Below are 19,818 nucleotides of genomic sequence, written 5' to 3'. Positions count from 1 at the left end.
ACGAGGTTAGTGGATGCCCGCGAAGAGATCGTTCTCGCGGTTGTGCGGCGCTCCCATCCCGCCCGCCTCGATCGGCGGGCCAGGCATCGCGTGGCCGGGCGCACCGAGCGCCAGGATGTAGTGCTCGACGCCCTGCGCCTCCTGGCCGATGTTGTTCGAGAGCGCGAACCACGGGTCGTCCACACTGATCTGCGTAGCGTGCGCGCGCATGGCGTCCAGCTTGTTGCCGACCCACGGCCGCGCGTCGATCTCCGTGGTGATCACCTCGTCGGGGCTGGCGAAGGGCATGTCGTCGACCTCCTCGACGACAAAGCCGACGTCGGCCGCGCGCAGCGCCTCGGCCGTACGGCGCATCACCGACCTGGCGACGGCCGTGTGGTAGAACTTCGTGATCCGCCACGGCGCACCCTCGCCGAAGCGTGGGTCGGCGGCGAGTTCGTACGCCCGCCGCGAAACGCGATGTGCCTGAATGTGGTCGGGATGCCCATAGAACCCGTTGTCGTCATAGGTGACCAGGACCTGGGGCCGTACCTCGCGGATGACCTTGACCAGCTCCCCCGCCGCCTCGTCGAGGTCGGCCCGCCAGAACGCGTTGGTCCGGTCGTTGGAGGCGACGCCCATCATGCCCGAATCGCGCCAACGGCCCGGCGCGCCCAGGAAGCGGTGGTCCTCGACGCCGAGCGCCTTGCAGGCCATCGCGAGTTCGGCGATGCGGTGGGTGCCCAGCGTGTCGTCGCGGTCGGCGGCCAGGTGGGCGAGCTCCGGGGGGATGACCTCCCCCTCCTCGCCGAGCGTGCAGGTCACGAGCGTGACGTGCGCGCCTTCCGCCGCGTACTTGGCCATCGTCGCGCCGGTGCCGATCGACTCGTCGTCGGGGTGGGCGTGCACCAGGAGCAGCCGTCGGTCAGTCATGCGTTCGAGCGTACTGGCAGGATTAGAGCATGAGTGAGAGCTTCCCGCGCCTGTCGGCCAGGACCCGCAGGTTCACCCTCGGAGTGCCCAGGGGCTTCACGATCTCCCCCGATGGCGGCAAAGTCGTGTTCTTGCGTACGAAGTCCGGCACCGACCCGGTGACGTGCCTATGGGAACTCGACACCGAGACTCACGTCGAGCGCCTCGTGGTCGACCCCCGCACGCTCGACGACGGCGACCTCCCGCCCGAGGAGCGCGCCCGGCGCGAGCGCAGCCGCGAGCAGGCGGGCGGCGTGGTCGGCTACAGCACCGACTCCTCGGTGACCAGGGCCGCCTTCGCGCTGGCCGGCGGCCTGTACGTCACCGAGCTGCCCAACGGCGACACCCGGCGGCTGGAGACGCCCGGCGCGGTCATCGACCCGCGCATCTCCCCGGACGGCCGGCGGGTCGCGTACGTCAGCGGGGGCGCCCTGCGGGTGCACACCCTCGCGACAGGTGACGACCGCGCGCTCGCGGAGCCCGAATCGCCGACCGTCACGTACGGCCTGGCCGAGTTCATCGCCGCCGAGGAGATGGACCGGATGCGCGGCCACTGGTGGTCGCCGTCGAGCGACGCGCTCCTGGTCGAACGGGCCGACGAGGCTCCGGTCCTCACCTGGCACATCGCCGACCCGGCCAACCCGGACCGGCCCGCGACGGCCCAGCGCTATCCGGCCGCCGGCACGCCCAACGCGGTGACCCAGTTGTTCGTGCTCGGAGTCGACGGGTCGCGCGTGGCGGTGCCGTACGAGGACGAATACCTCACGACGGCCGCCTGGAGCTCCCATGCGCTGTCGATCGTGACCATGTCACGTGATCAGAAGAGGCTGCGCCTGTTCGCGGTCGATCCGGCGACCGGCGTGTCCACGCTGGTCCGCGAGGACGCCGATCCGGCCTGGGTCGACGTCGTCACCGGCGTTCCCGCCCACCTCGACGACGGCTCGCTGGTCTGGGTGGCCGCGTCCGACGGCGGCAATCGCCTGTTCGTGGGTGACCGCGCCGTCACCCCGCCCACCCTGCAGGTACGCGCGGTGCTCGACGTCGACCACGACAGCGTGCTGTTCAGCGCGAGCGGCGACCCCACCGAGATCCAGTTGTGGACCTGGGACGGCCACTCGCTGCTGCCCGTGTCGACCCGGTCCGGCGTGTTCTCTGGGCGGATGTCCGGCGGCGTTGGCGTACTGACCGAGCAGAGCCTCGACACCGAGGGTGTGTCCACCACGGTCGTACGGCGTGACGGCATGGCCATCCCGATCCCCTCGCTGGCCGAGCGCCCCGGCCTCGACCTGCGGGTCTCGCTCGGCCGCTCCGGCCGCCGCGACCTCTCCACCGCCGTGGTGCTGCCCTCCTGGCACGAGCAGGGCTCGCGGAAGCTGCCGGTCCTGATGGATCCGTACGGCGGGCCGCATGCGCAGCGGGTGCTCAACCGTCGCGGCGGTTACCTGGAGAGCCAGTGGTTCGCCGAGCAGGGCTTCGCCGTCATCGTGGCCGACGGCCGCGGCACCCCGGGCAGGGGCCCCGCCTTCGAACGCGCCGTACTCAACGACCTGGCCACACCCCCGCTGGAGGACCAGATCGACGCCCTGCAGGGGGTGGCCGAGCAATACCCCGATGACCTCGACCTGACGAAGGTGGCCATCAGGGGCTGGTCGTTCGGCGGCTTCCTGGCGGCACTGGCCGTGCTGCGCCGGCCCGACGTGTTCCACGCCGCGGTGGCGGGGGCGCCGGTGACGGACTGGCGGCTGTACGACACGTGTTATACCGAGCGCTACCTGGGGCATCCGGACGAGCAGGCGGACGTGTACGACAACTCCTCGTTGTTCGGCGATGCGGCCAAGCTGGAGCGGCCGCTGCTGCTGATCCACGGTCTGGCCGACGACAACGTCGTGGCCGCGCACACGCTTCGCCTGTCGTCGGCGCTGCTGGCGGCGGGGCGGCAGCACAGTGTGCTCCCGCTGTCGGGCGTCACCCATATGACGCCGCAGGAGGTCGTGGCGGAGAACTTGCTGCTGCTGCAGGTGGAGTTCCTGAAGAGGTCGTTGGGCGTGTGACCGCCTGGGGCGGGCCGTGGCCCGGCATCCCGCGCTGTAAGTGACAGTGGCCCGGCTACCCGCGCTCTAGGTGACAGTGGCCCGGCTTCCCGCGCAGTGGGTGACTCTCGTCGGCCGACCATTCGGGGTGAGCCGCCTCGCAGGTGTCATCAGCCCGTGGCATGACATGCCACGGGCTGATTCGCCTCCTTCCAGACCAGCCCCTGGTCCGATGTGCCCGCAACCCCCTCTGCGGGATCGTCGTCCGCATGCTCAAGCACATCTCCCTCTCCATCGCCATGGCCCTCCTCGGCGCTGGCGTCCAGTCCCAGCAGGCGGCCACCCTCGACTGGTCCGCCTGCCCCAACGACAAAGTGGGGATGACCTGCGCCGACCTCCAGGTCCCCGCCGACTGGCAGAAACCCGACGGCCGCAAGATCACCCTCAAGCTGGGCCGGCTGAAGGCAACAGGCACCTCCTCCGAAGGGTCGGTCCTGGTGGCCTACGGCGGCCCCGGTGGCCCCGGCATCGCCTTGACCCAGACCTACGCGGACCTCTGGGCCAAGCTGCGCGAACGGATGGACGTCATCACCTGGGACACCCGCGGCTACGGCACGCAGTTCAGCGGCCTCAGCACCGGGCTGGCCTGCACCTGGACCCGAATCCCGCTGCCCGACTTCCCCAAAGACGACGCCGACTTCGGACGGCTCTCCGACACCAACCGCGGCTACGCGGAAGTCTGCCGCAACAAGGACCCCGAGCTGTTCGCCAACATGAGCTCGGCCGACCACGCCAGAGACATGGAGGCCATCAGAAAGGCCCTGGGCGACGGCAAGCTCAACTTCTACGGCGCCTCCTACGCCGGGATCTACGCGCAGGACTACGCCCGGCTCTTCCCCGGCCAGGTGCGCACCATGGTGCTCGACGGCACGATCAGCCACAGCGGCACCGACTGGACCACCGACATGGTCAACATGGCCAAGGACAACGAGACGTCCTTCAACCGCTTCTTCACCTGGTGCGCCGGTGCCGGCAAGTGCCGAGAGCTGTCCGCCCAATGGCGCGGCCTGGTCGCCAAGGCCGACCGCTCCCCGGTCCCGGCCAAGTCCGCAGGGATCGCCTATACGGGGGGCGACCTGCAATCCCTCGCCATGGGGTTCGCCCACCAGGGTCCCGACAGCTATCCCAAGCTGGCGGAGGCCCTCCGTAAGGCCGTACGCGGCGACGCTTCCGGCTTCGTCCCCGCCCGCGGCTCCCGCTACCCCGACCAGTCGACCGGCGTCACCGAATGCACCGACTGGCCACGCCCCGCCGGCCGCGCCGAGCTCGACAAGACGATCGCCCGGCTCCGCAAGATCGCCCCCAACGCGGGCGCGGCCAACACTTTGGCGACGGGCACGCTCGGCTGCATCGGCTGGCCGGTATCAGTGACCAACCCGCCCGCACCCCTCCCCAAGGGCCTGCCGCCGATGCTGGGCGCTGGTGCCTGGCGCGAGTCCGACGCGGTCGCCCGGATTCTCACGCAGGTGCCGGGCAGCGCCACCATCCGCCATGAGGGCCCAGGACACACACTCTTCGCCTTCAACGAGTGCGCCCGCACCCACATGTTCCGCTACTTGACGGACCGCACCTTGCCGTCCTCTGAAGCTAAGTGCTGACCACCGGCCAGAGGTGGGTCATCAAGTGTCGGCAACCAGAAGTAGACGGTCAGGAATGACGTGCCAGCCACTCTGCCGACTCGTCCGTGGCGAGGGAGCGGGTGGTGGCCGGGGTCCCGTGCCAGCTACTCCACAGGGCCGCGTACGAGCCGCCCTCCGCCACCAGCTCATCGTGCGACCCGAGCTCGCTGATCCGTCCATCCTCGACCACCGCCACCCGGTCCGCGTCGTGCGCCGTGTAGAGGCGGTGGGCGATGGCGATCACCGTGCGACCGTCGAGCACCGCCGCCAGCGACCGCTCCAGGTGCCGGGCGGCTCGGGGGTCGATGAGCGAGGTGGCCTCGTCCAGCACCAGCGTGTGCGGGTCCGCCAGCACCAGGCGGGCCAGCGCCAACTGCTGGGCGTGGGCAGGAGAGACGGCCAGCCCGCCGGACCCGACGACCGTGTCGAGTCCGTCGGGCAGGGCGAGCACCCAGTCGAGCGAGTCGACCGCCGCGAGGGCCGCGCGCACGGCGGTGTCGTCGGCGTCCGGGCGGGCGATCAGCAGGTTGTCACGGAGTGTGCCCTTGAAGACGTGGTGCTCCTGGGTGACCAGCGCGACGTGGCCGCGCAGGTCGTCGAGAGGCAGGTCGACCAGGGGCACACCGCCCACCGACACCGCGCCCGTACGCGGGCCGTGGATGCCCGCCAGCAACCTGCCGAGCGTCGACTTGCCCGCGCCGGAAGGGCCGACCATGGCCAGCCGCTCCCCTGGCCGGACGGTCAGCGACACGCCGTGCAGCACGTCGCGGCCCTCGCGGTAGGCGTAGCGGACGTCGTCGGCCTCCAAAAGTTCGCCCGCGGGCCGCGCGGTCGAGGCGGTCCGGTCGTCTGGCACGTTCGCCACGCCGAGCAACCGGGCCATGGCGGCCCCACCCACCTGCAACTCCTCGATCCACATGAGAAACCGGTCGAGCGGGTCGATGAGCTGCTGCGCGTACAAGGTGGCGGCGGTGACCTGGGCCAGCGACACCCAGCCGTTGGTGTAGAACAGGCCGCCGATGAACAGGGTCGAGACGACCGGGATCACATAGCCCAGCTCGACGGCGGGATACCAGATCGTGCGCAGCCACAGGGTGTAGCGTTCGGCGGCGAACGAGCCGCGGATGTCGTTCGCGGTCCGCGCCTCCCGTCGCCGCTGGAGGCCGAGCGCCTCCACGGCCCTGGCGCCTTCGACGGTCTCGGCCAGTCCCTCGGTCATGTCGGCGTAGGCGGCGTTCTCGCGCAGGTAGCCGTCCCGGGCGCGGTTGAGGTACCAACGGGTGGAGATCCAGAGCAGCGGCACCGCGATCAGCATCGGCAGCATGAGCAGCGGGCTGACCAGCACCATCGCGCCCACGGTGATCGTGAAAGTGACGATCGCGATCAGCGTCTCGGGCACGGCGTGCCGGACGGTCTGGGAGAGGGAGTCGACGTCGCGGGAGGTCCTGGTGATCAGGTCGCCGGAGCCGGCCCGCTCCACCGTCGACAGCGGCAGACCGAGCACCCGGTCGACGAACTCCTCACGCAGCTCGGCGAGGACCTTCTCACCGAGCTTGGCCGAGGCGAGCACCGCGTAACGCACCAGAGCGCCCTGCCCGAACAGGAACGCGCCGATGCCGACGGCGAAGAGCAGCACGTTGACGTGGCCGCCGTCCTGGACGTTCTGCACCAGATTGCCGAGTTGCCAGGGCACGGCCAGGCCCACGATCGCCGCGAACCCGTGCAGGGCGAGCACAACAGTGAGCTGACGCGGATACTTGAGCGTCAGCCGCCTGGCGTAGGCGCGCACCTGTCGCTGGTCGGCGACCGGCAGGATCTCGCGGGCCATCGTCAGTCCTCCCCTCTCGTCACGGTCGCGGTGTATTCCGGCGAGGTCGCCAGCAGTTCGCGGTGCGTGCCTTCGGCGAGCACCCTGCCGTTCTCGACGTAGATCACGTGGTCGGTGCGGTCGAGCACCAGCGGGCTGGTCGTGCAGACCAGCGTGGTCTTGCCAACGCGGGCCTTGGCCAGCCGCTCGCCGATGCGGGCCTCGCTGTGGGCGTCCACGGCACTGGTGGGCTCGACCAGGATCAGCACCTCCGGGTCAGCGAGCAGTGCCCTGACCAGCCGGAGCCGCTGCTGCTGCCCGCCGGAGAACTCCCGTCCCGCCTCGGCCACCAGGGCGTCGAGCCCGTCAGGCAGGGCCTCGATGATGTCCTCGGCACAGGCGGCGTACAGCGCCTGCCCCACCCGCTCGTCGGAAGAGTCGCCACGGACGTCCAGCTCACCCGAACCGTCGCCACGGATGTCCAACCCGCCGGACAAGTCGCCACGAACATCGAGCTCATCGCGGAGTCTGCCGGTGAACAGCCGGGCGCCGTTGTCGGCGACCAGAATGCGCGTACGGATCTCGGCCATCGGCAGCTTCGCCAGGTCGACCCCGCCGAAGGTGACGTCGCCGTCGGCGTAGCGGCCGAGCCGGTCGGCGATGGCGATGGCGTCCTCCGGGAGAGCGGCCGCGATCGCGGTCATGACGCCCGGCTGGACGGTGACGCCGCTGTAAGAGTCGCGCAGCACGCCGCCCTCACTGGTGCCGGTGCCCCCTGACACCTCGGGCTCGATGGACAGAATGCGCACCACGCGGCGGGCGGCGACATGGCCCTTGGTCAGCTTGTCGGCGACCTCGGTGAGCGTACGCATCGGGCCGATCAGGAAGACCGCGTAGCCGTAGAAGGCGACGAGCTGACCAGCGGTGATCTCGCCGCCGATCGCGAACGAGGCGCCTATCCCGGTGACGACCGCGATGAGCACTCCGGGCAGCAGGATCTGCGCGCCTTCGAGCAGCGATTCGACCTTGGACACGTTGACGCCCGCAGCCCGTACACGCTGGGACTCCTCGCGATAGCGCGTGGCGAACACCTGCTCGCCACCGATGCCGCGCAGCACCCGCAGGCCCGCCACGATGTCGGCCGACCTGGTGGACAGCTCGCCCATCAGGTCGCGCTGGGTCTTCTGCCGCCTGTGCAACGGCTTGAGCAGAGGCCCGATCGCGACGGCCATCAGCGGCACGCCGAACATCACCAGCAGGCCCAACGGCAGCGAAGTGGAGATGAGGATCACGGTGACCGCGATGATCGCCACAACGGAGCCGGTGCCACGCGGCAGGATCTCCATCGAGTTGCCGATGTGGGAGATATCGGAGTTACCGACGCTGACGACCTCGCCGGTCGAGACCCGCTTGGGCAGCGTGGCACCGAGCCGCGCGGCCTGTCTGGCGGTCACTTGTACGGTGCGGTAGGCGGCGGCCAGCCAGTTGTAGACCGCCATCCGGTGCCGCATGATCCCGGTGAACGCCTGCAGCATGCCGATCACGAGCATGATCGCCGACCAGGTCAGCAGCGCGTCGGTGTCCTTGGCCGTGACGGCGTCGATGCCCTTGCCGAGCACGGCGGGCACCAGCGCCTGCAACAGCCACCAAGCGGTGGCGAAGCCGATGCCGCCCAGCAATGCCGGGGCCTGGGCACGCGCGTTCCACCACAGGTACCGGAGCGGGCTGCGGATGTCGGGCATGCCGAAATCGGCTTCTGGAAGGGATCGCATAGCTCATCAAGGTTGACAAGGCGCCGGCTGACCCGGCAAACCATTTTCCGACTCAAGCACCGCGAGGAGTGCTGACCGATCAGGTGCACCGGTCTCCGACCTGAACACCCGTAGTGGTACTCACCGACCAGACCCACCGGCCTCCTACCTCAACACCCGTAGCGGTGCTAACCGAGCAGATTCACCTTTCTCCGACCTCAACCCCCATAGCGGTGCTCACCGACCAGATCAGCTGATCTCCGACCTGAACACCACACCGATGCCGACCGACCAACTGCAGCGGTTTCCGACCTGAGCACCCTGGCGGTGCTCACCAACCAGATCCACCGGTCCGTTGCCTTGGCGGCCGGCTGCGAGTACGACCTGCCCGCGACGAACCGCACCGACCTGGACCGCCGACCCCTGCCAGATCGGGTTCCGGCCACAACACTCCCGGCAAAGGCGTTCCGCCAAGGCGTTCTGGCGGAGGCGCTCCCGCCGCGCCGAGCGTCGGCCCGCGCGCCGGCTGCCGGATGCAGCGGCTGCGCACCGGCGGCTCAACCCGCGCCTGCTGCAGACGGCGTGTCGGCGTGCCACGGCGTCCCGCCGGTCCACTGGCCCGGCCACGGCGGTCTCGCCGGTACGCCGGTCTGGCCACGGTCCTACATGGGCGGTCCGGCGCCCGATCATCCGGGCGGATGGCTGCCGCCGATCATCCGGTCAGCGTGCCACGGCGGGCCCCGCCGGTCCGACCGGTCCGGCCACGGCGGGCCCGCCGGCCCGACCACGGCGGTCCTGCATTGGCTGTCCGGCGCTCGATCATCCGGGCGGATGGCTGCCGCCGGATTGTCCTTGCGTCCGGCCCTAAGCAGGTGGCAGGGAGCGCGCAGCGGGGACACGCCGAAGCGCTTTACAGGACGCATGTTCGCATCGGGCTGACACATCGTCGTGCTTTTGCCGTTCAGCCGCCCGGTGCCTGCGGTTTCCCTACCATTCTACCGCCGACCCCGTCTTACACCGTGTATCGAGGCTGGCCCAGGTGATTCCGGGGATCTTCCCGGTACGCCAGAATCGGTCTCTGTGAAGCACGGGTACACCAACAGCACGGTCGGCGACGACACATGGGTCGTCAAGTGTTACGAAGGTCCTGACGCGGCGATCCGCCTCAAGACCGAGAGCAGGTTCCTGCGCCGACTGCGCGGGCGGCTGCCTGTGCCCGCCGTACACCGGGTGACCCCGACGAGCGTGACCACTCGCTACGTACGCGGGGCGCACGGTCAGGACCTGATCGACGAGGGCCGCGTGACCGAGGTCCTCGCCGGGTGCGGGAAGACGCTGGCCCGCATCCATCGGCTGGGGATCGTGCACGGCGACTACGGGCCGCAGAACCTGCTGTTCGACCCGGCCACGTTCGAGACGGCGGCGATCCTCGACTGGGAGTGGGCGCACCCGGGCGAGCCGATCGAGGACCTCGCGTGGTGCGAGTGGATCGTGCGGATGCACCACGCGGAGCACGTACCGCTCCTGTCGTCCTTCTTCGACGCGTACGGCGGCCCGGTGCCGCCCTGGCCGGAGCGTCACGCGGCCATGGTGGCGCGCTGCCGTGCCCTGCTCGACTTCACCGGCCGGTGGGAGCCGGGCGGCAACGGCGAGAAACTGTGGCGCGAGCGCCTCGACGTCACCGCCTCCTGGACCGACGCGGCCTGACACCGATACGGGCGGACATCAGCGCGGCGGGCGACCCATCAGCGCGATCACGGTCGCCAGTCGTCTATCACCGCCCCCTGGGCCGGCGCAGCCTGACACCGATGCAGGCGGGCACCAGAGCGGCGGGCGGCCGGTCAGAGCAGTCGAAGTCGCCAGTCGTTGCAGCGCATCGGATGACCCACCGGGTACTCGAAGTCGACTTCCCCAACGAGGGTGAACCCGGCCTTGCGGCAGATCGCGTTCGACGCCGGATGTTCCACCGATGGGTAGGCGTGCAGGTGCCGGTGCCTGCCCTCCGCCCGAGCCTTGGTCGCGATGGCGATGGCAGCAGCCGTCGCGATGCCCCGCCCCTGAAACTCCGGCAAGATCCCCCAGCCCGTCTCATAAACGGTCTCACCCTGCCATTCGCGCTCCCAGAAGCCGATCGAGCCGACCGTCTCCAGCTCAGGCTCGACGACCACGCTGAACATGGCGCCCAGTCCCGGATCATCCAGCTTGAGGTAGCGCTCGTGCCGCCCGACCACCTCTTCCTCGGTCTCGGGACCGCCCAGGTGCTCGGTCATCTCAGGAGCGTTGAGGCGGCGCAGCAACCCAAGGTCACCCTGCGACCAGGGCTCAAGTCGGACAAAAGGTATCTCCATCCCGCGGATGGTACTCAACGAGTCTGACAATCACCGCGCGAACCTTGCGACGTCCGGACCCATCTTGCGAATGACCGATTGCCTCCGCCGGCAGGAGTGTTGAAAACGCTCCTCCGGCATCGCGACGGTATTGCCGCGGCGGCCGAAGAAGGTCTCGAACATCTGTCGTCGGGATGCGCCGAGGTAGGGCTGCGGTACTTGCCGACAACCGCAGGCGCGACGGTTCTGCGAGCGATTCGGGATCACATCGTTGGGGCGACCGGACCCGCGACCGGACCCGCCGCAGGAGGTGCGCTACCGGCTGAAGCTCGCAGGGAGTACATGAGCGGGACCCTGGACGCGCCCTCCGGCAGGCGGTAGCCAGTGTGGTCGCCGGACATCGTGGCGAAGCGGCGGAAAAGGGTGTGGTCGTACTCGTGCAGGAACTCCACCCGCAGGCCCACCGCCGCCACCGCGCTGACGACGTCGCCGATGCTGTGCTGGAACTGCACGGAGGTGTGGGACTCGATCAGCCGGCCGCCGGTGTAGGTGTACGGCTCCTCCCAGACGTGCGGACCCCGGTCGAAGTAGTCGTAGGCGATCGTCGTACCGGTCTCTTCATCAAGGACTTGGGGAAAGGGGTGGAATTCCGCGAGATAGAGGAATCCGCCCGGTTTCAGCAGTGCGGCGACCGTCTCCGCCCAGCGGGTGAGCTCAGGCAGCCACACCAGGGCGCCGAGGCCGGTGTAGACGATGTCGTAGGTCTCGCCGAGCGCCTCGACCGCGTCGTACACATCGGCGGTGACGAACCTCGCCGGCAGGCCGCAGTCGGCGGCGATGGCCCTGGCCTGCTCGATGGCGGCGTCGGAGAAGTCGAGCCCGGTCACCTCGGCGCCGAGCCTGGCCCAGGAGAGCGTGTCCAGGCCGATGTGGCACTGCAGGTGCGCCAAGCGGCGGCCGGACACGTCGCCGACCTCCGCGACCTCGAAGGGTCTCAGGACGCTGCGGCCGTTGGCCTTGAAACCGTCGACATCGTAGAAGTCGCTGTCGACATGGATCGGGACCCGTGCGTTCCAGTTGGCCCGGTTGGTCGTCAGGTAGTCCATGACGCCCGAGCGTAAGCAGGGACGCGGTCGCGGCGCCTCCCATTAAGTCGGGCGCACCACCGCCACCTCGTAGTAACGCGGCGTTCGAGCAGAGCTGGGTGCGTAGATGAAAGCAGCGTCGCCGCACTGTCAGCATGGGAGAATGACCCGCGATCTTCGGCTGATGAGAGCCACCTTCGACAGCGCCGCTGACTCATATCAGGACGCCCGCCCCGACTACCCGGCCGAGCTGTATTCCGACCTGCTGGCGATCACGGCGATCACGCCACCCGCGCACCTGCTCGAAGTCGGATGCGGTCCGGGGAAAGCCACGCTGCCATTGGCACGGATGGGCTTCCGGATCACCGCGGTCGAACTCGGCGATGCTTTGGCGGCGGAGGCACGGCACCGCCTCGCCGAATTCGCCGACGTTTCCGTCATCGCATCGTCTTTCGAAGGCTGGGAGCCGCCGGCAGAGGCCCGCTTCGATCTCGCGTACGCGGCCACGGCGTGGAAATGGGTGGACCCAGAGGTCAAGTACGCGAAAGCCGCCGAGCTGCTCACCCCGGGCGGCCATCTGGCCGTGTGGAACGCCGACCACGCGTTCCCGGCAGATTTCGACCCGTTCTTCACCGAAATCCAGAAGGTCTATGACGAGATCGGCGAAGGTGATGGTAGCCCGTGGCCGCCGCCACTGCCCGAGAACCAGCCCGACCCCATCGCCACCGAGTTCGATGCCTCCGGACACTTCACAGTGGTCGGAACGAGGCTCTACGTATGGGGATTGCGCTACACGGTAGACGAATACATCGCTCTGCTCGACACATTCTCCGGCCACATCGCCATGGAGCCGGCCAAGCGGGAACACCTCTACCGTGAGATACGCCGCCTCCTCGCCGCACGCCCGGACGGACGACTCGTCCGCCACTGGTCGGTCGGCCTGACCATCGGCCAACGCCTATGACCTGGAGCTAGCCACTGCGCCATGTCTAGGAGAACCCGCTACGCCCATGACCTGAAGAGCAGGCATCCGGCAATAGTCGGCGCGGTTGCCCAAGGTCGCTCCCGAGCCCGGGGATGGCCGTTGCCGTACCGTACCGATCCCTGCGGACTTCGGTCATCCTCCTCGGGTGGTGAAACGCTCCCGATAGGCCGCAGGGGTGACGCCGAAGCGTTGTTTGAACAGCCGGTGGAGCGTCTCGACCGAGCCGAGCCCGACCGCGTTCGCGATGGCTCTGAGCCCGTTGCCGGTGTGGACGAGTTGCCGCGCGGCGGCGTCGACGCGGACCGACTCCACGTACTGCGCGGGCGTCACCCCGACCTGCTGACGGAAGACCCGCGAGAAGTGCCGGACGCTGAGGTTCGTCCGGAGCGCGAGCGCGTCGTTGGACAGGTCCTCGGTGAGGTGATCCGGAATCCACGCCTGCAGGCGGGCGATCTGAGCGTCGGTGGCCGAGGAGTACGCCAGAAGCTCGCTGAACTGGCTCTGACCACCCGGTCGCCGCATGTACATGACGAGCCACCGGGCGACACGACGGGCCAACTCGGCATTGTGGTCGTGGGCGACCAGGGCGAGCGCGAGGTCTATCCCCGTGGACACGCCGGCCGACGTCCAGATGTGCTCGTCACGCACGTAGATCGCGTCGGGCTCGACGGTCACCTCGGGATGGTCGGCGGCGAGCTGACCCGCCGTCGCCCAGTGCGTCGTCGCCCGCCGCCCGTCGAGCAATCCGGCGGCGGCCAGCATGTGCGCTCCCGCACAGACCGAGGCTATTCGGGACGCGCCGTGAGCGCCGGGGGCCGCCAGCCACTGGACAAGCGACTCTGCTTCCAGCGCCTTGACCCCGCTCTCATCGAGCGCCAGGCCACCGGGCACGACGAGAGTCCCGATCTCGCGAGGCAGTTCCTTCCAGGAGACGTCGGCGGCGATCGAGGTGCCCCCGGCACAGCGCACGAGCCCAGGCTGGGGGCCGGCGACCAGCGTCTTGTAGCCGGGAACGTCCTTGTTCAGCAGGCGATCAGCGGTGGAGAACACCTCGAGCGGTCCGGCGACGTCGAGAAGCTCGACGCCGTCGAACACGGCGACCACGACGAGGTGAGGGGTCATGCCGCCAAGTCTGCAGGATCACCGGGATGTCCGTGGCGACAAGAACATGTCACATTCGGACGCAGCCCGGCGACGTGGCCGTGTCCGGATCTGACATACCAACGTCCTTGCGGACATCGGTCGTGCCCGCCGACGATGGTGCTCGTTCAATTCCGCTGACGAACGGACCCGTTCGATGATTCCCGAGTTTCCTCGAACCCCCACGACCCAGGCGGCCGCCGATCTCGCCGCCGAGGCCGCACCCGCTTACCTGCTCAATCACAGTTACCGCACGTACCTCTTCGGACGGTGCCTCGTCCCCGAGCCCGGTGTCGACGAGGAGGCGGCCTTCGTCGCGGCGATAGTCCACGACCTCGGCCTCACTGACACCTACGCCGGCGAGAGCGAGTTCGGACGCGTCGGCGCCGATCTCGCGTGCCGCTTCCTCGAAGGGCGCGGATGGGACCTGGAGCGCATCCACCTGGTCGAGGAGGCGATCCTGCGGCACACCAACCTCGTGGCCGAGCAGGTGCCCGTGTTCCGGTTGGTCCAAGCGGGGGCGGCCGTCGACGTCGCCGGACTCGGCTGGGAAGGGCTCGCGGCCGATGATCTCGCCGACATCTTGGCGGCCTATCCGCGGCTCGATTTCGCATCGAGCATGCGCGACAGCTTCCTCGACGAGGTCCACCGGCATCCGGAGGGCGCCTTCGCCCACCTCGAACAGGTCGTGGCGCTCTCCGACCGATTCGGCGGCAACCCGATCGACGCTCTGAGAGCGTGAACGCTCGTGCACCGGATCTTGACACGCTCTCCCCGGAAACCGCACAGCGACCTGCTTGGCTCATGGTCATGACGACCATCGCGTACCTGGACCAACTCGCCGCCAGCGCCCCCGGCCGCGCGTACAAGCGGGACCTGCTGACCATGATGGAGTTGCGGCCCGGCCAGACCGTGCTCGACATAGGCTGCGGCCCCGGCACCGACCTGGCCGGCCTCTCCGACGGCGTGACCTCTTCGGGTACGGTGATCGGCCTCGACCACGACCCGGCCATGGCGGACCAGGCCCGGCTACGGCTGGCCGACCGTGCCAACGTGGAGATCCGCGTCGGTGACGCCCACGCGATGCCGCTCGACGACGGCACCGTCGACCGGGCGCGCACGGACCGGGTGCTGCAGCACGTGCCGGACCCGGGGCGAGTGCTGGCGGAGTTCCGTCGCGTGGCCCGGCCGGGCGCCACGATCACCATGGCCGAGCCCGACTGGCACGGCCTGCTGATCGACTCTCCGGCCGGCCCGGGCCTCGTCCGGTACGTCACCACAGAGGTGATCAGGAACCCGGCCATCGGACGGAGCCTCGCCCGCCTGGCCGAACAGGCCGGACTGACCGTGCGGACGGCGACAGTGTTCAGCCCGGTGATCCGGGACCTGGAGACGGCCGAGCAGCTCTTCGGCCTGCGCCGCACCCTCTCCAGGGCGGTGCACGCGGGCTACCTGGAGGACTCCGCCGACCTCGGCTCCGGGCCCTTCCTGGTCAGTTGCCCGCTGTTCATGGTGGTGGCCGACGCGCGTTGACGGCGTCAACGCGCACAGGTGGGCGGGCCGTACCAAAACAAGGCCCGCCGCCCCTATTTGGCGTTCGCCTTGAGGTAGTCACTGTTCATCTGCGCGATGGTGTCCAGCGGAATCCCCTTGGGACACACGGCGGTGCACTCACCCGTGTTCGTGCACCCCCCGAACCCCTCCGCGTCCATCTGGTCCACCATCGCCTTGGCCCGCGTCAGCCGCTCCGGCTGGCCCTGGGGAAGCAGGGAGAGGTGGGTGATCTTGGCGGCCGTGAAGAGCGAGGCCGACCCGTTCGGGCAGGCCGCCACGCAGGCCCCGCACCCGATGCAGGTGGCGGCGTCGAAGGCCGAGTCGGCGTCCTCCTTGCGTACCGGGATGCTGTGGGCGTCGGGCGCCGAGCCCGCCGGGACCGAGACGAAGCCGCCGGCCTGGATGATGCGGTCGAACGCCGACCGGTCCACCACCAGGTCCTTCACCACCGGGAACGGCGCCGCGCGCCACGGCTCGATGGTGATCGTGGCGCCGTCCTCGAAGTGGCGCATGTGGAGCTGGCAGGTGGTGGTGGCGCGCTGCTCGCCGTGCGCGACGCCGTTGATGACCATGCCGCACATGCCGCAGATGCCCTCGCGGCAGTCGTGGTCGAAGGCCACCGGGTCGTCGCCCGAGAGGATGAGGCGCTCGTTGAGTACGTCGAGCATCTCTAGGAAGGACATATCCGGGGAGACGTCTTCAACCTGATAAGTCGTCATCTTGCCGGGAGCTGACGGGCCGCTCTGGCGCCAGACCTTCAAAGTCAAGTTCACTTGTAGCTCCGCTGGGTCATCTTGACGTACTCGTACTCGAGCGTTTCCTTGTGCAGCACCGGTCCGTCCCCGGAGTACTCCCAGGCCGACACGTGTGCGAAGTGCTCGTCGTCCCGAAGGGCCTCGCCGTCGGCGTCCTGCGACTCGGCGCGGAAGTGGCCGCCGCACGACTCGGTGCGGATCAGCGCGTCCAGGCACATGAGCTCGGCCAGGTCGAAGAAGTCCGCGACCCGCCCGGCCTTCTCCAGGACCTGGTTCAGCTCCTCGGCGGTGCCCGAGACCTTGACGTCCCGCCAGAACTCCTCGCGCAGCTCCGGAATGCGCTCCAGCGCCTTGCGCAGCGACTCCTCGGTGCGCTCCATGCCGCAGTAGTCCCACATGAGCTTGCCGAGCTCGCGGTGGAAGGAGTCGGGGGTACGCGTGCCGTTCACCGCGAGCAGGCGGTCGATCTTGGCTCGTACCTTGATCTCGGCCTCGGCCACGGCGTCCTCGGAGACCTCCCCGAACGGCCCGGCCGCCAGGTAGTCGCCGAGCGTGGTGGGCAGCACGAAGTAGCCGTCGGCCAGGCCCTGCATCAGCGCCGAGGCGCCGAGGCGGTTGGCGCCGTGGTCGGAGAAGTTGGCCTCGCCGATCACGAACAGGCCGGGGATCGTGGACTGCAGGTCGTAGTCCACCCACAGGCCGCCCATGGTGTAGTGGACGGCCGGGTAGATGCGCATGGGCGCCTCGTAGGGGTTCTCGCCCGTGATGCGCTCGTACATCTCGAAGAGGTTGCCGTACTTCTTCTCCACGGCGTCCCGCCCGAGACGGTTGATCGCGTCGGCGAAGTCCAGGTAGACCCCGAGCCCGCCGGGTCCGACGCCACGACCCTCGTCGCAGACGTTCTTGGCGGCGCGGGAGGCGATGTCCCGGGGGACGAGGTTCCCGAAAGCCGGATAAATCCGCTCCAGGTAGTAGTCGCGTTCGTCTTCTGGGATGTCGCCAGGAGCGCGGGAGTCGCCGCCGACGAGCGGCACCCACACCCGGCCGTCGTTGCGCAGCGACTCCGACATCAGCGTCAGCTTCGACTGGTACTCGCCCGACACCGGGATGCAGGTCGGGTGGATCTGCGTGTAGCACGGGTTGGCGAAGTACGCGCCGCGCTCGTGCGCCCGCCAGATCGCCGTGGTGTTGCAGCCCTTGGCGTTCGTGGACAGGAAGAACACGTTCCCGTAGCCGCCGGAGGCCAGCACGACGGCATCGGCCACGTGCCGCTCGATCTCTCCGGTGACCATGTCGCGGACGATGATCCCGCGCGCCCGGCCGTCGTCGACGATCACGTCGAGCATCTCGTGCCGGGTGAACATCTCCACGGTCCCGGCCGCGATCTGCCGCTCCAGGGCCTGGTAGGCGCCGAGCAGCAACTGCTGGCCCGTCTGGCCGCGCGCGTAGAACGTACGCGACACCTGCGCGCCGCCGAACGAGCGGGTGTCCAGCAGCCCGCCGTACTCGCGGGCGAACGGGACGCCCTGGGCCACGGCCTGGTCGATGATGTTCACGGAGACCTGGGCGAGGCGGTAGACGTTCGACTCGCGGGCCCGGAAGTCACCACCCTTTACCGTGTCGTAGAAAAGGCGATAAATCGAGTCACCGTCGCCGCGGTAGTTCTTCGCGGCGTTGATCCCGCCCTGCGCGGCGATGGAGTGCGCGCGGCGCGGCGTGTCCTGATAGCAGAACGACTTGACGTTGTAGCCCAGCTCTCCCAGCGTCGCGGCGGCGGAACCGCCCGCCAGGCCGGTGCCGACCACGATCACGTTGAGCTTGCGCTTGTTGGCCGGGTTGACGAGCTTGGCGGCGAACTTCCGCTTCTCCCACCGCTCCTCGATGGGGCCGGCGGGAGCCTTGGCGTCCTTGATCTCCGGGCCTTCGGTGTACTTCACTTGATCACTCCGAACGTGACGGCGAGCGGCGGCGCGAGGAAGCCGATGACCAGGACCGCGGACACCAGCGCCGCGACCGGGCGAAGCGCCTTGAAACGGGTGGCCCAGCCGAGGGTCTGGAACATGCTCCAGATGCCGTGCCGCAGGTGCAGGCCGACCATGACGACGGCCACGACGTAGAAGAGCGTGACCCACCAGCGCGACAGGTCGAACCCGGCGATCATCCGGTCGGCCGGCGCGGAGTCGAACCCCTTGGGGTTCACCACGCCGAAGCTCAGGTCGAGCAGGTGCCAGACCACGAAGAGCAGGATCGTGACGCCACCCCACCGCATGATGTGCGTGGTGTAGCCCTTGGCCTGCGACTTCTTGGCCACGTACTTCACCGGCCGGGCCTGGCGGGCCCGCCGCGCCAGCGAGATCGCGGCCCACATGTGCAGGACCACCGCGACGACGAGGCCGGCCTCCAGGATCGTCAGCACGGTCCGGTACGGCGCGAGCGGCTCCAGCAGTGTGCGGAGCGCCTCGGCGTACTCGTTGAAGGAGTCCTTGCCGAGGAAGATCTTGAGGTTGCCCAGCATGTGGAGGATCAAGAAGAGCACCATCGCGGCGCCCGTGACGGCCATGATGGCCTTCTTGCCGTTGGACGAGCGCAGGAATCCGCCGCGCTTTCCGCTGGGGGTCGGCTTTGTCGGTGCGGGCTTCGAGACTGGCGCGGTAGCGGCGCCTCGCTCAATCGTGGCTGTCACGTCTTCCGACGCTAGATATCCAGCCATGATCCGTCCAAGTCATGATGGGCCTGGTTTCCATAGCCTTCGGCTATGATGCTTGGTTTGTACGGTCGGCGTAAGGAAATCCCACGCGCCGGTGCGAGGAAAATCACATGCAGCTGCAACAGCTCGCCTACTTCGTCGCAGTCGCGGAGACCAGGCACTTCACCCAGGCCGCCGAGCGGATGCGGGTCGCCCAGCCCTCACTCAGCAAGCAGATCAAGGCATTGGAGAGCGACCTCGGCGCCCCGCTGTTCTCCAGGGCGCGCGGCAACGTCACCCTGACCCCGGCGGGAGAGGCGCTGCTGCCGCTCGCCCGCCGGATGCTGGCCGACGCCGGCACCGCCCGGCAGGAGGTGGCCGAGCTCGCCGGACTGCGCAGGGGACGGGTCCGGCTCGGCGCCACCCCGTCACTGTGCGCCGGGCTGCTGGCCGACGCCCTGGCCCGCTTCCACCTCGCCTATCCGGGCATCGAGCTGCTGGTCGAGGAGGACGGCTCACGCGACCTGGTCAGGGCGCTGGCTCGCGGGCAGCTCGACCTGTCCCTCATCATCACGCCGCTGCAGAGCGACGACCCGTCCCTGGTGACCGAGGAGATCCTGCGCGAGAACCTGGTCGTGGTGACGCCCTCTCACCAGCCCGAACGCAAGCCGTACCTTCGTATGGAGGATCTGCGCGGCCGGGGGATGGTGATGTTCAGGCGCGGCTACGACCTGCGCGAGGCGACGCTGGCGGCCTGCCGCCAGGCCGGGTTCGAGCCCAGGTTCGCGGTGGAGGGCGGCGAGATGGACGCCGTCCTGCGGTTCGTGGAGGCAGGGCTGGGGCTGGCCGTGGTGCCGTCCATGGTGCTGGACGGACGGCCGGGGCTGACCGGCACTCCCCTGGCGCCGCCGGGGCTGAGCCGCACCATCGCGCTGGCCCATCGCAAGGACGTGGAGCCGACGAGGGCGGCGCAGGCGTTCCGTACGACCCTGCTCTCCTTCGTCGTCGAAGCCGGCCATGAGCACACGCTTCCGCAGGGGGTAGAGCTCATCGCAGAATGAACCCCAA

General features: G+C 69.1%; 16 protein-coding genes. 7 read left to right on the top strand and 9 right to left on the bottom strand.

The window, feature by feature from the left end; genetic code table 11:
- Window positions 1-6 precede the first annotated feature (6 nt).
- Window positions 7-912: an N-acetyl-1-D-myo-inositol-2-amino-2-deoxy-alpha-D-glucopyranoside deacetylase gene (gene mshB / locus ACQP2T_RS08650; RefSeq protein WP_433515658.1), complete on the bottom strand. Its 906-nt coding sequence runs from the start codon at window positions 910-912 to the stop codon at window positions 7-9.
- A 29-nt stretch (window positions 913-941) separates the two neighbouring features.
- On the opposite strand from mshB, the gene ACQP2T_RS08645 reads away from it, so the two are divergent.
- Window positions 942-3,002: a prolyl oligopeptidase family serine peptidase gene (locus ACQP2T_RS08645; protein ID WP_433515657.1), complete on the top strand. Its 2,061-nt coding sequence runs from the start codon at window positions 942-944 to the stop codon at window positions 3,000-3,002.
- 248 nt (window positions 3,003-3,250) lie between these two features.
- Complete coding sequence (locus tag ACQP2T_RS08640; RefSeq protein WP_433515656.1) at window positions 3,251-4,639, top strand: alpha/beta fold hydrolase; 1,389 nt, start codon at window positions 3,251-3,253, stop codon at window positions 4,637-4,639.
- Between the two features lie 49 nt (window positions 4,640-4,688).
- Here the strand turns inward: ACQP2T_RS08640 and ACQP2T_RS08635 are convergent, their stop codons facing one another.
- Both ACQP2T_RS08635 and ACQP2T_RS08630 read right to left on the bottom strand, forming a co-directional pair.
- Complete coding sequence (locus ACQP2T_RS08635) at window positions 4,689-6,488, bottom strand: ABC transporter ATP-binding protein (RefSeq protein WP_433515655.1); 1,800 nt, start codon at window positions 6,486-6,488, stop codon at window positions 4,689-4,691.
- A 2-nt stretch (window positions 6,489-6,490) separates the two neighbouring features.
- The gene (locus ACQP2T_RS08630; protein ID WP_433515654.1) at window positions 6,491-8,239 is read right to left on the bottom strand and encodes an ABC transporter ATP-binding protein; all 1,749 of its coding nucleotides are present in this window, start codon (window positions 8,237-8,239) and stop codon (window positions 6,491-6,493) included.
- A gap of 1,059 nt (window positions 8,240-9,298) precedes the next feature.
- Between ACQP2T_RS08630 and ACQP2T_RS08625 the strand changes: the two genes are divergently transcribed.
- Complete coding sequence (locus tag ACQP2T_RS08625) at window positions 9,299-9,925, top strand: phosphotransferase (RefSeq protein ID WP_433515653.1); 627 nt, start codon at window positions 9,299-9,301, stop codon at window positions 9,923-9,925.
- A gap of 134 nt (window positions 9,926-10,059) precedes the next feature.
- Here ACQP2T_RS08625 and ACQP2T_RS08620 read toward each other — a convergent pair whose 3' ends face one another.
- Window positions 10,060-10,488: a GNAT family N-acetyltransferase gene (locus ACQP2T_RS08620; protein ID WP_433515652.1), complete on the bottom strand. Its 429-nt coding sequence runs from the start codon at window positions 10,486-10,488 to the stop codon at window positions 10,060-10,062.
- A gap of 320 nt (window positions 10,489-10,808) precedes the next feature.
- Window positions 10,809-11,651 (bottom strand): class I SAM-dependent methyltransferase, encoded by an 843-nt coding sequence (locus ACQP2T_RS08615; protein WP_433515651.1) that lies wholly within the window; start codon window positions 11,649-11,651, stop codon window positions 10,809-10,811.
- Between the two features lie 142 nt (window positions 11,652-11,793).
- Between ACQP2T_RS08615 and ACQP2T_RS08610 the strand changes: the two genes are divergently transcribed.
- Complete coding sequence (locus ACQP2T_RS08610; RefSeq protein ID WP_433515650.1) at window positions 11,794-12,594, top strand: class I SAM-dependent methyltransferase; 801 nt, start codon at window positions 11,794-11,796, stop codon at window positions 12,592-12,594.
- 153 nt (window positions 12,595-12,747) lie between these two features.
- Here the strand turns inward: ACQP2T_RS08610 and ACQP2T_RS08605 are convergent, their stop codons facing one another.
- Window positions 12,748-13,737, bottom strand: coding sequence for a GlxA family transcriptional regulator (locus ACQP2T_RS08605; protein WP_433515649.1), 990 nt, complete (start codon window positions 13,735-13,737; stop codon window positions 12,748-12,750).
- A 175-nt stretch (window positions 13,738-13,912) separates the two neighbouring features.
- Here ACQP2T_RS08605 and ACQP2T_RS08600 point away from each other — a divergent pair, with 175 nt between their 5' ends.
- Window positions 13,913-14,497: an HD domain-containing protein gene (locus ACQP2T_RS08600; protein WP_433515648.1), complete on the top strand. Its 585-nt coding sequence runs from the start codon at window positions 13,913-13,915 to the stop codon at window positions 14,495-14,497.
- A 68-nt stretch (window positions 14,498-14,565) separates the two neighbouring features.
- Window positions 14,566-15,288, top strand: a complete 723-nt coding sequence (locus ACQP2T_RS08595; protein WP_433515647.1) for a methyltransferase domain-containing protein — start codon at window positions 14,566-14,568, stop codon at window positions 15,286-15,288.
- A gap of 53 nt (window positions 15,289-15,341) precedes the next feature.
- Here the strand turns inward: ACQP2T_RS08595 and ACQP2T_RS08590 are convergent, their stop codons facing one another.
- From ACQP2T_RS08590 to ACQP2T_RS08580, 3 genes are read right to left on the bottom strand one after another with little or no spacing between them, the layout of a single operon-like run.
- Entirely contained in the window at window positions 15,342-16,082 is a 741-nt protein-coding gene (locus tag ACQP2T_RS08590) for a succinate dehydrogenase/fumarate reductase iron-sulfur subunit (protein ID WP_433515646.1), read from the bottom strand.
- Window positions 16,079-18,001 (bottom strand): fumarate reductase/succinate dehydrogenase flavoprotein subunit, encoded by a 1,923-nt coding sequence (locus ACQP2T_RS08585; protein ID WP_433515645.1) that lies wholly within the window; start codon window positions 17,999-18,001, stop codon window positions 16,079-16,081. The genes ACQP2T_RS08590 and ACQP2T_RS08585 overlap by 4 nt, the downstream gene beginning before the upstream one ends.
- A complete protein-coding gene (locus ACQP2T_RS08580) occupies window positions 17,998-18,747 on the bottom strand; it encodes a succinate dehydrogenase cytochrome b subunit (RefSeq protein WP_433515644.1) in 750 nt (249 codons plus the stop codon). The genes ACQP2T_RS08585 and ACQP2T_RS08580 overlap by 4 nt, the downstream gene beginning before the upstream one ends.
- A 134-nt stretch (window positions 18,748-18,881) precedes the next feature.
- Between ACQP2T_RS08580 and ACQP2T_RS08575 the strand changes: the two genes are divergently transcribed.
- On the top strand, window positions 18,882-19,811 hold the full coding sequence (locus tag ACQP2T_RS08575) for a LysR family transcriptional regulator (protein WP_433515643.1): 930 nt from the start codon (window positions 18,882-18,884) through the stop codon (window positions 19,809-19,811).
- Window positions 19,812-19,818: the final 7 nt, after the last annotated feature.

Source organism: Nonomuraea sp. CA-143628 (assembly GCF_050942315.1).
GTDB lineage: Bacteria > Actinomycetota > Actinomycetes > Streptosporangiales > Streptosporangiaceae > Nonomuraea.
Note: the sequence above shows the minus strand (reverse complement) of the source record. Positions and strands in the feature narration are given on the sequence as shown.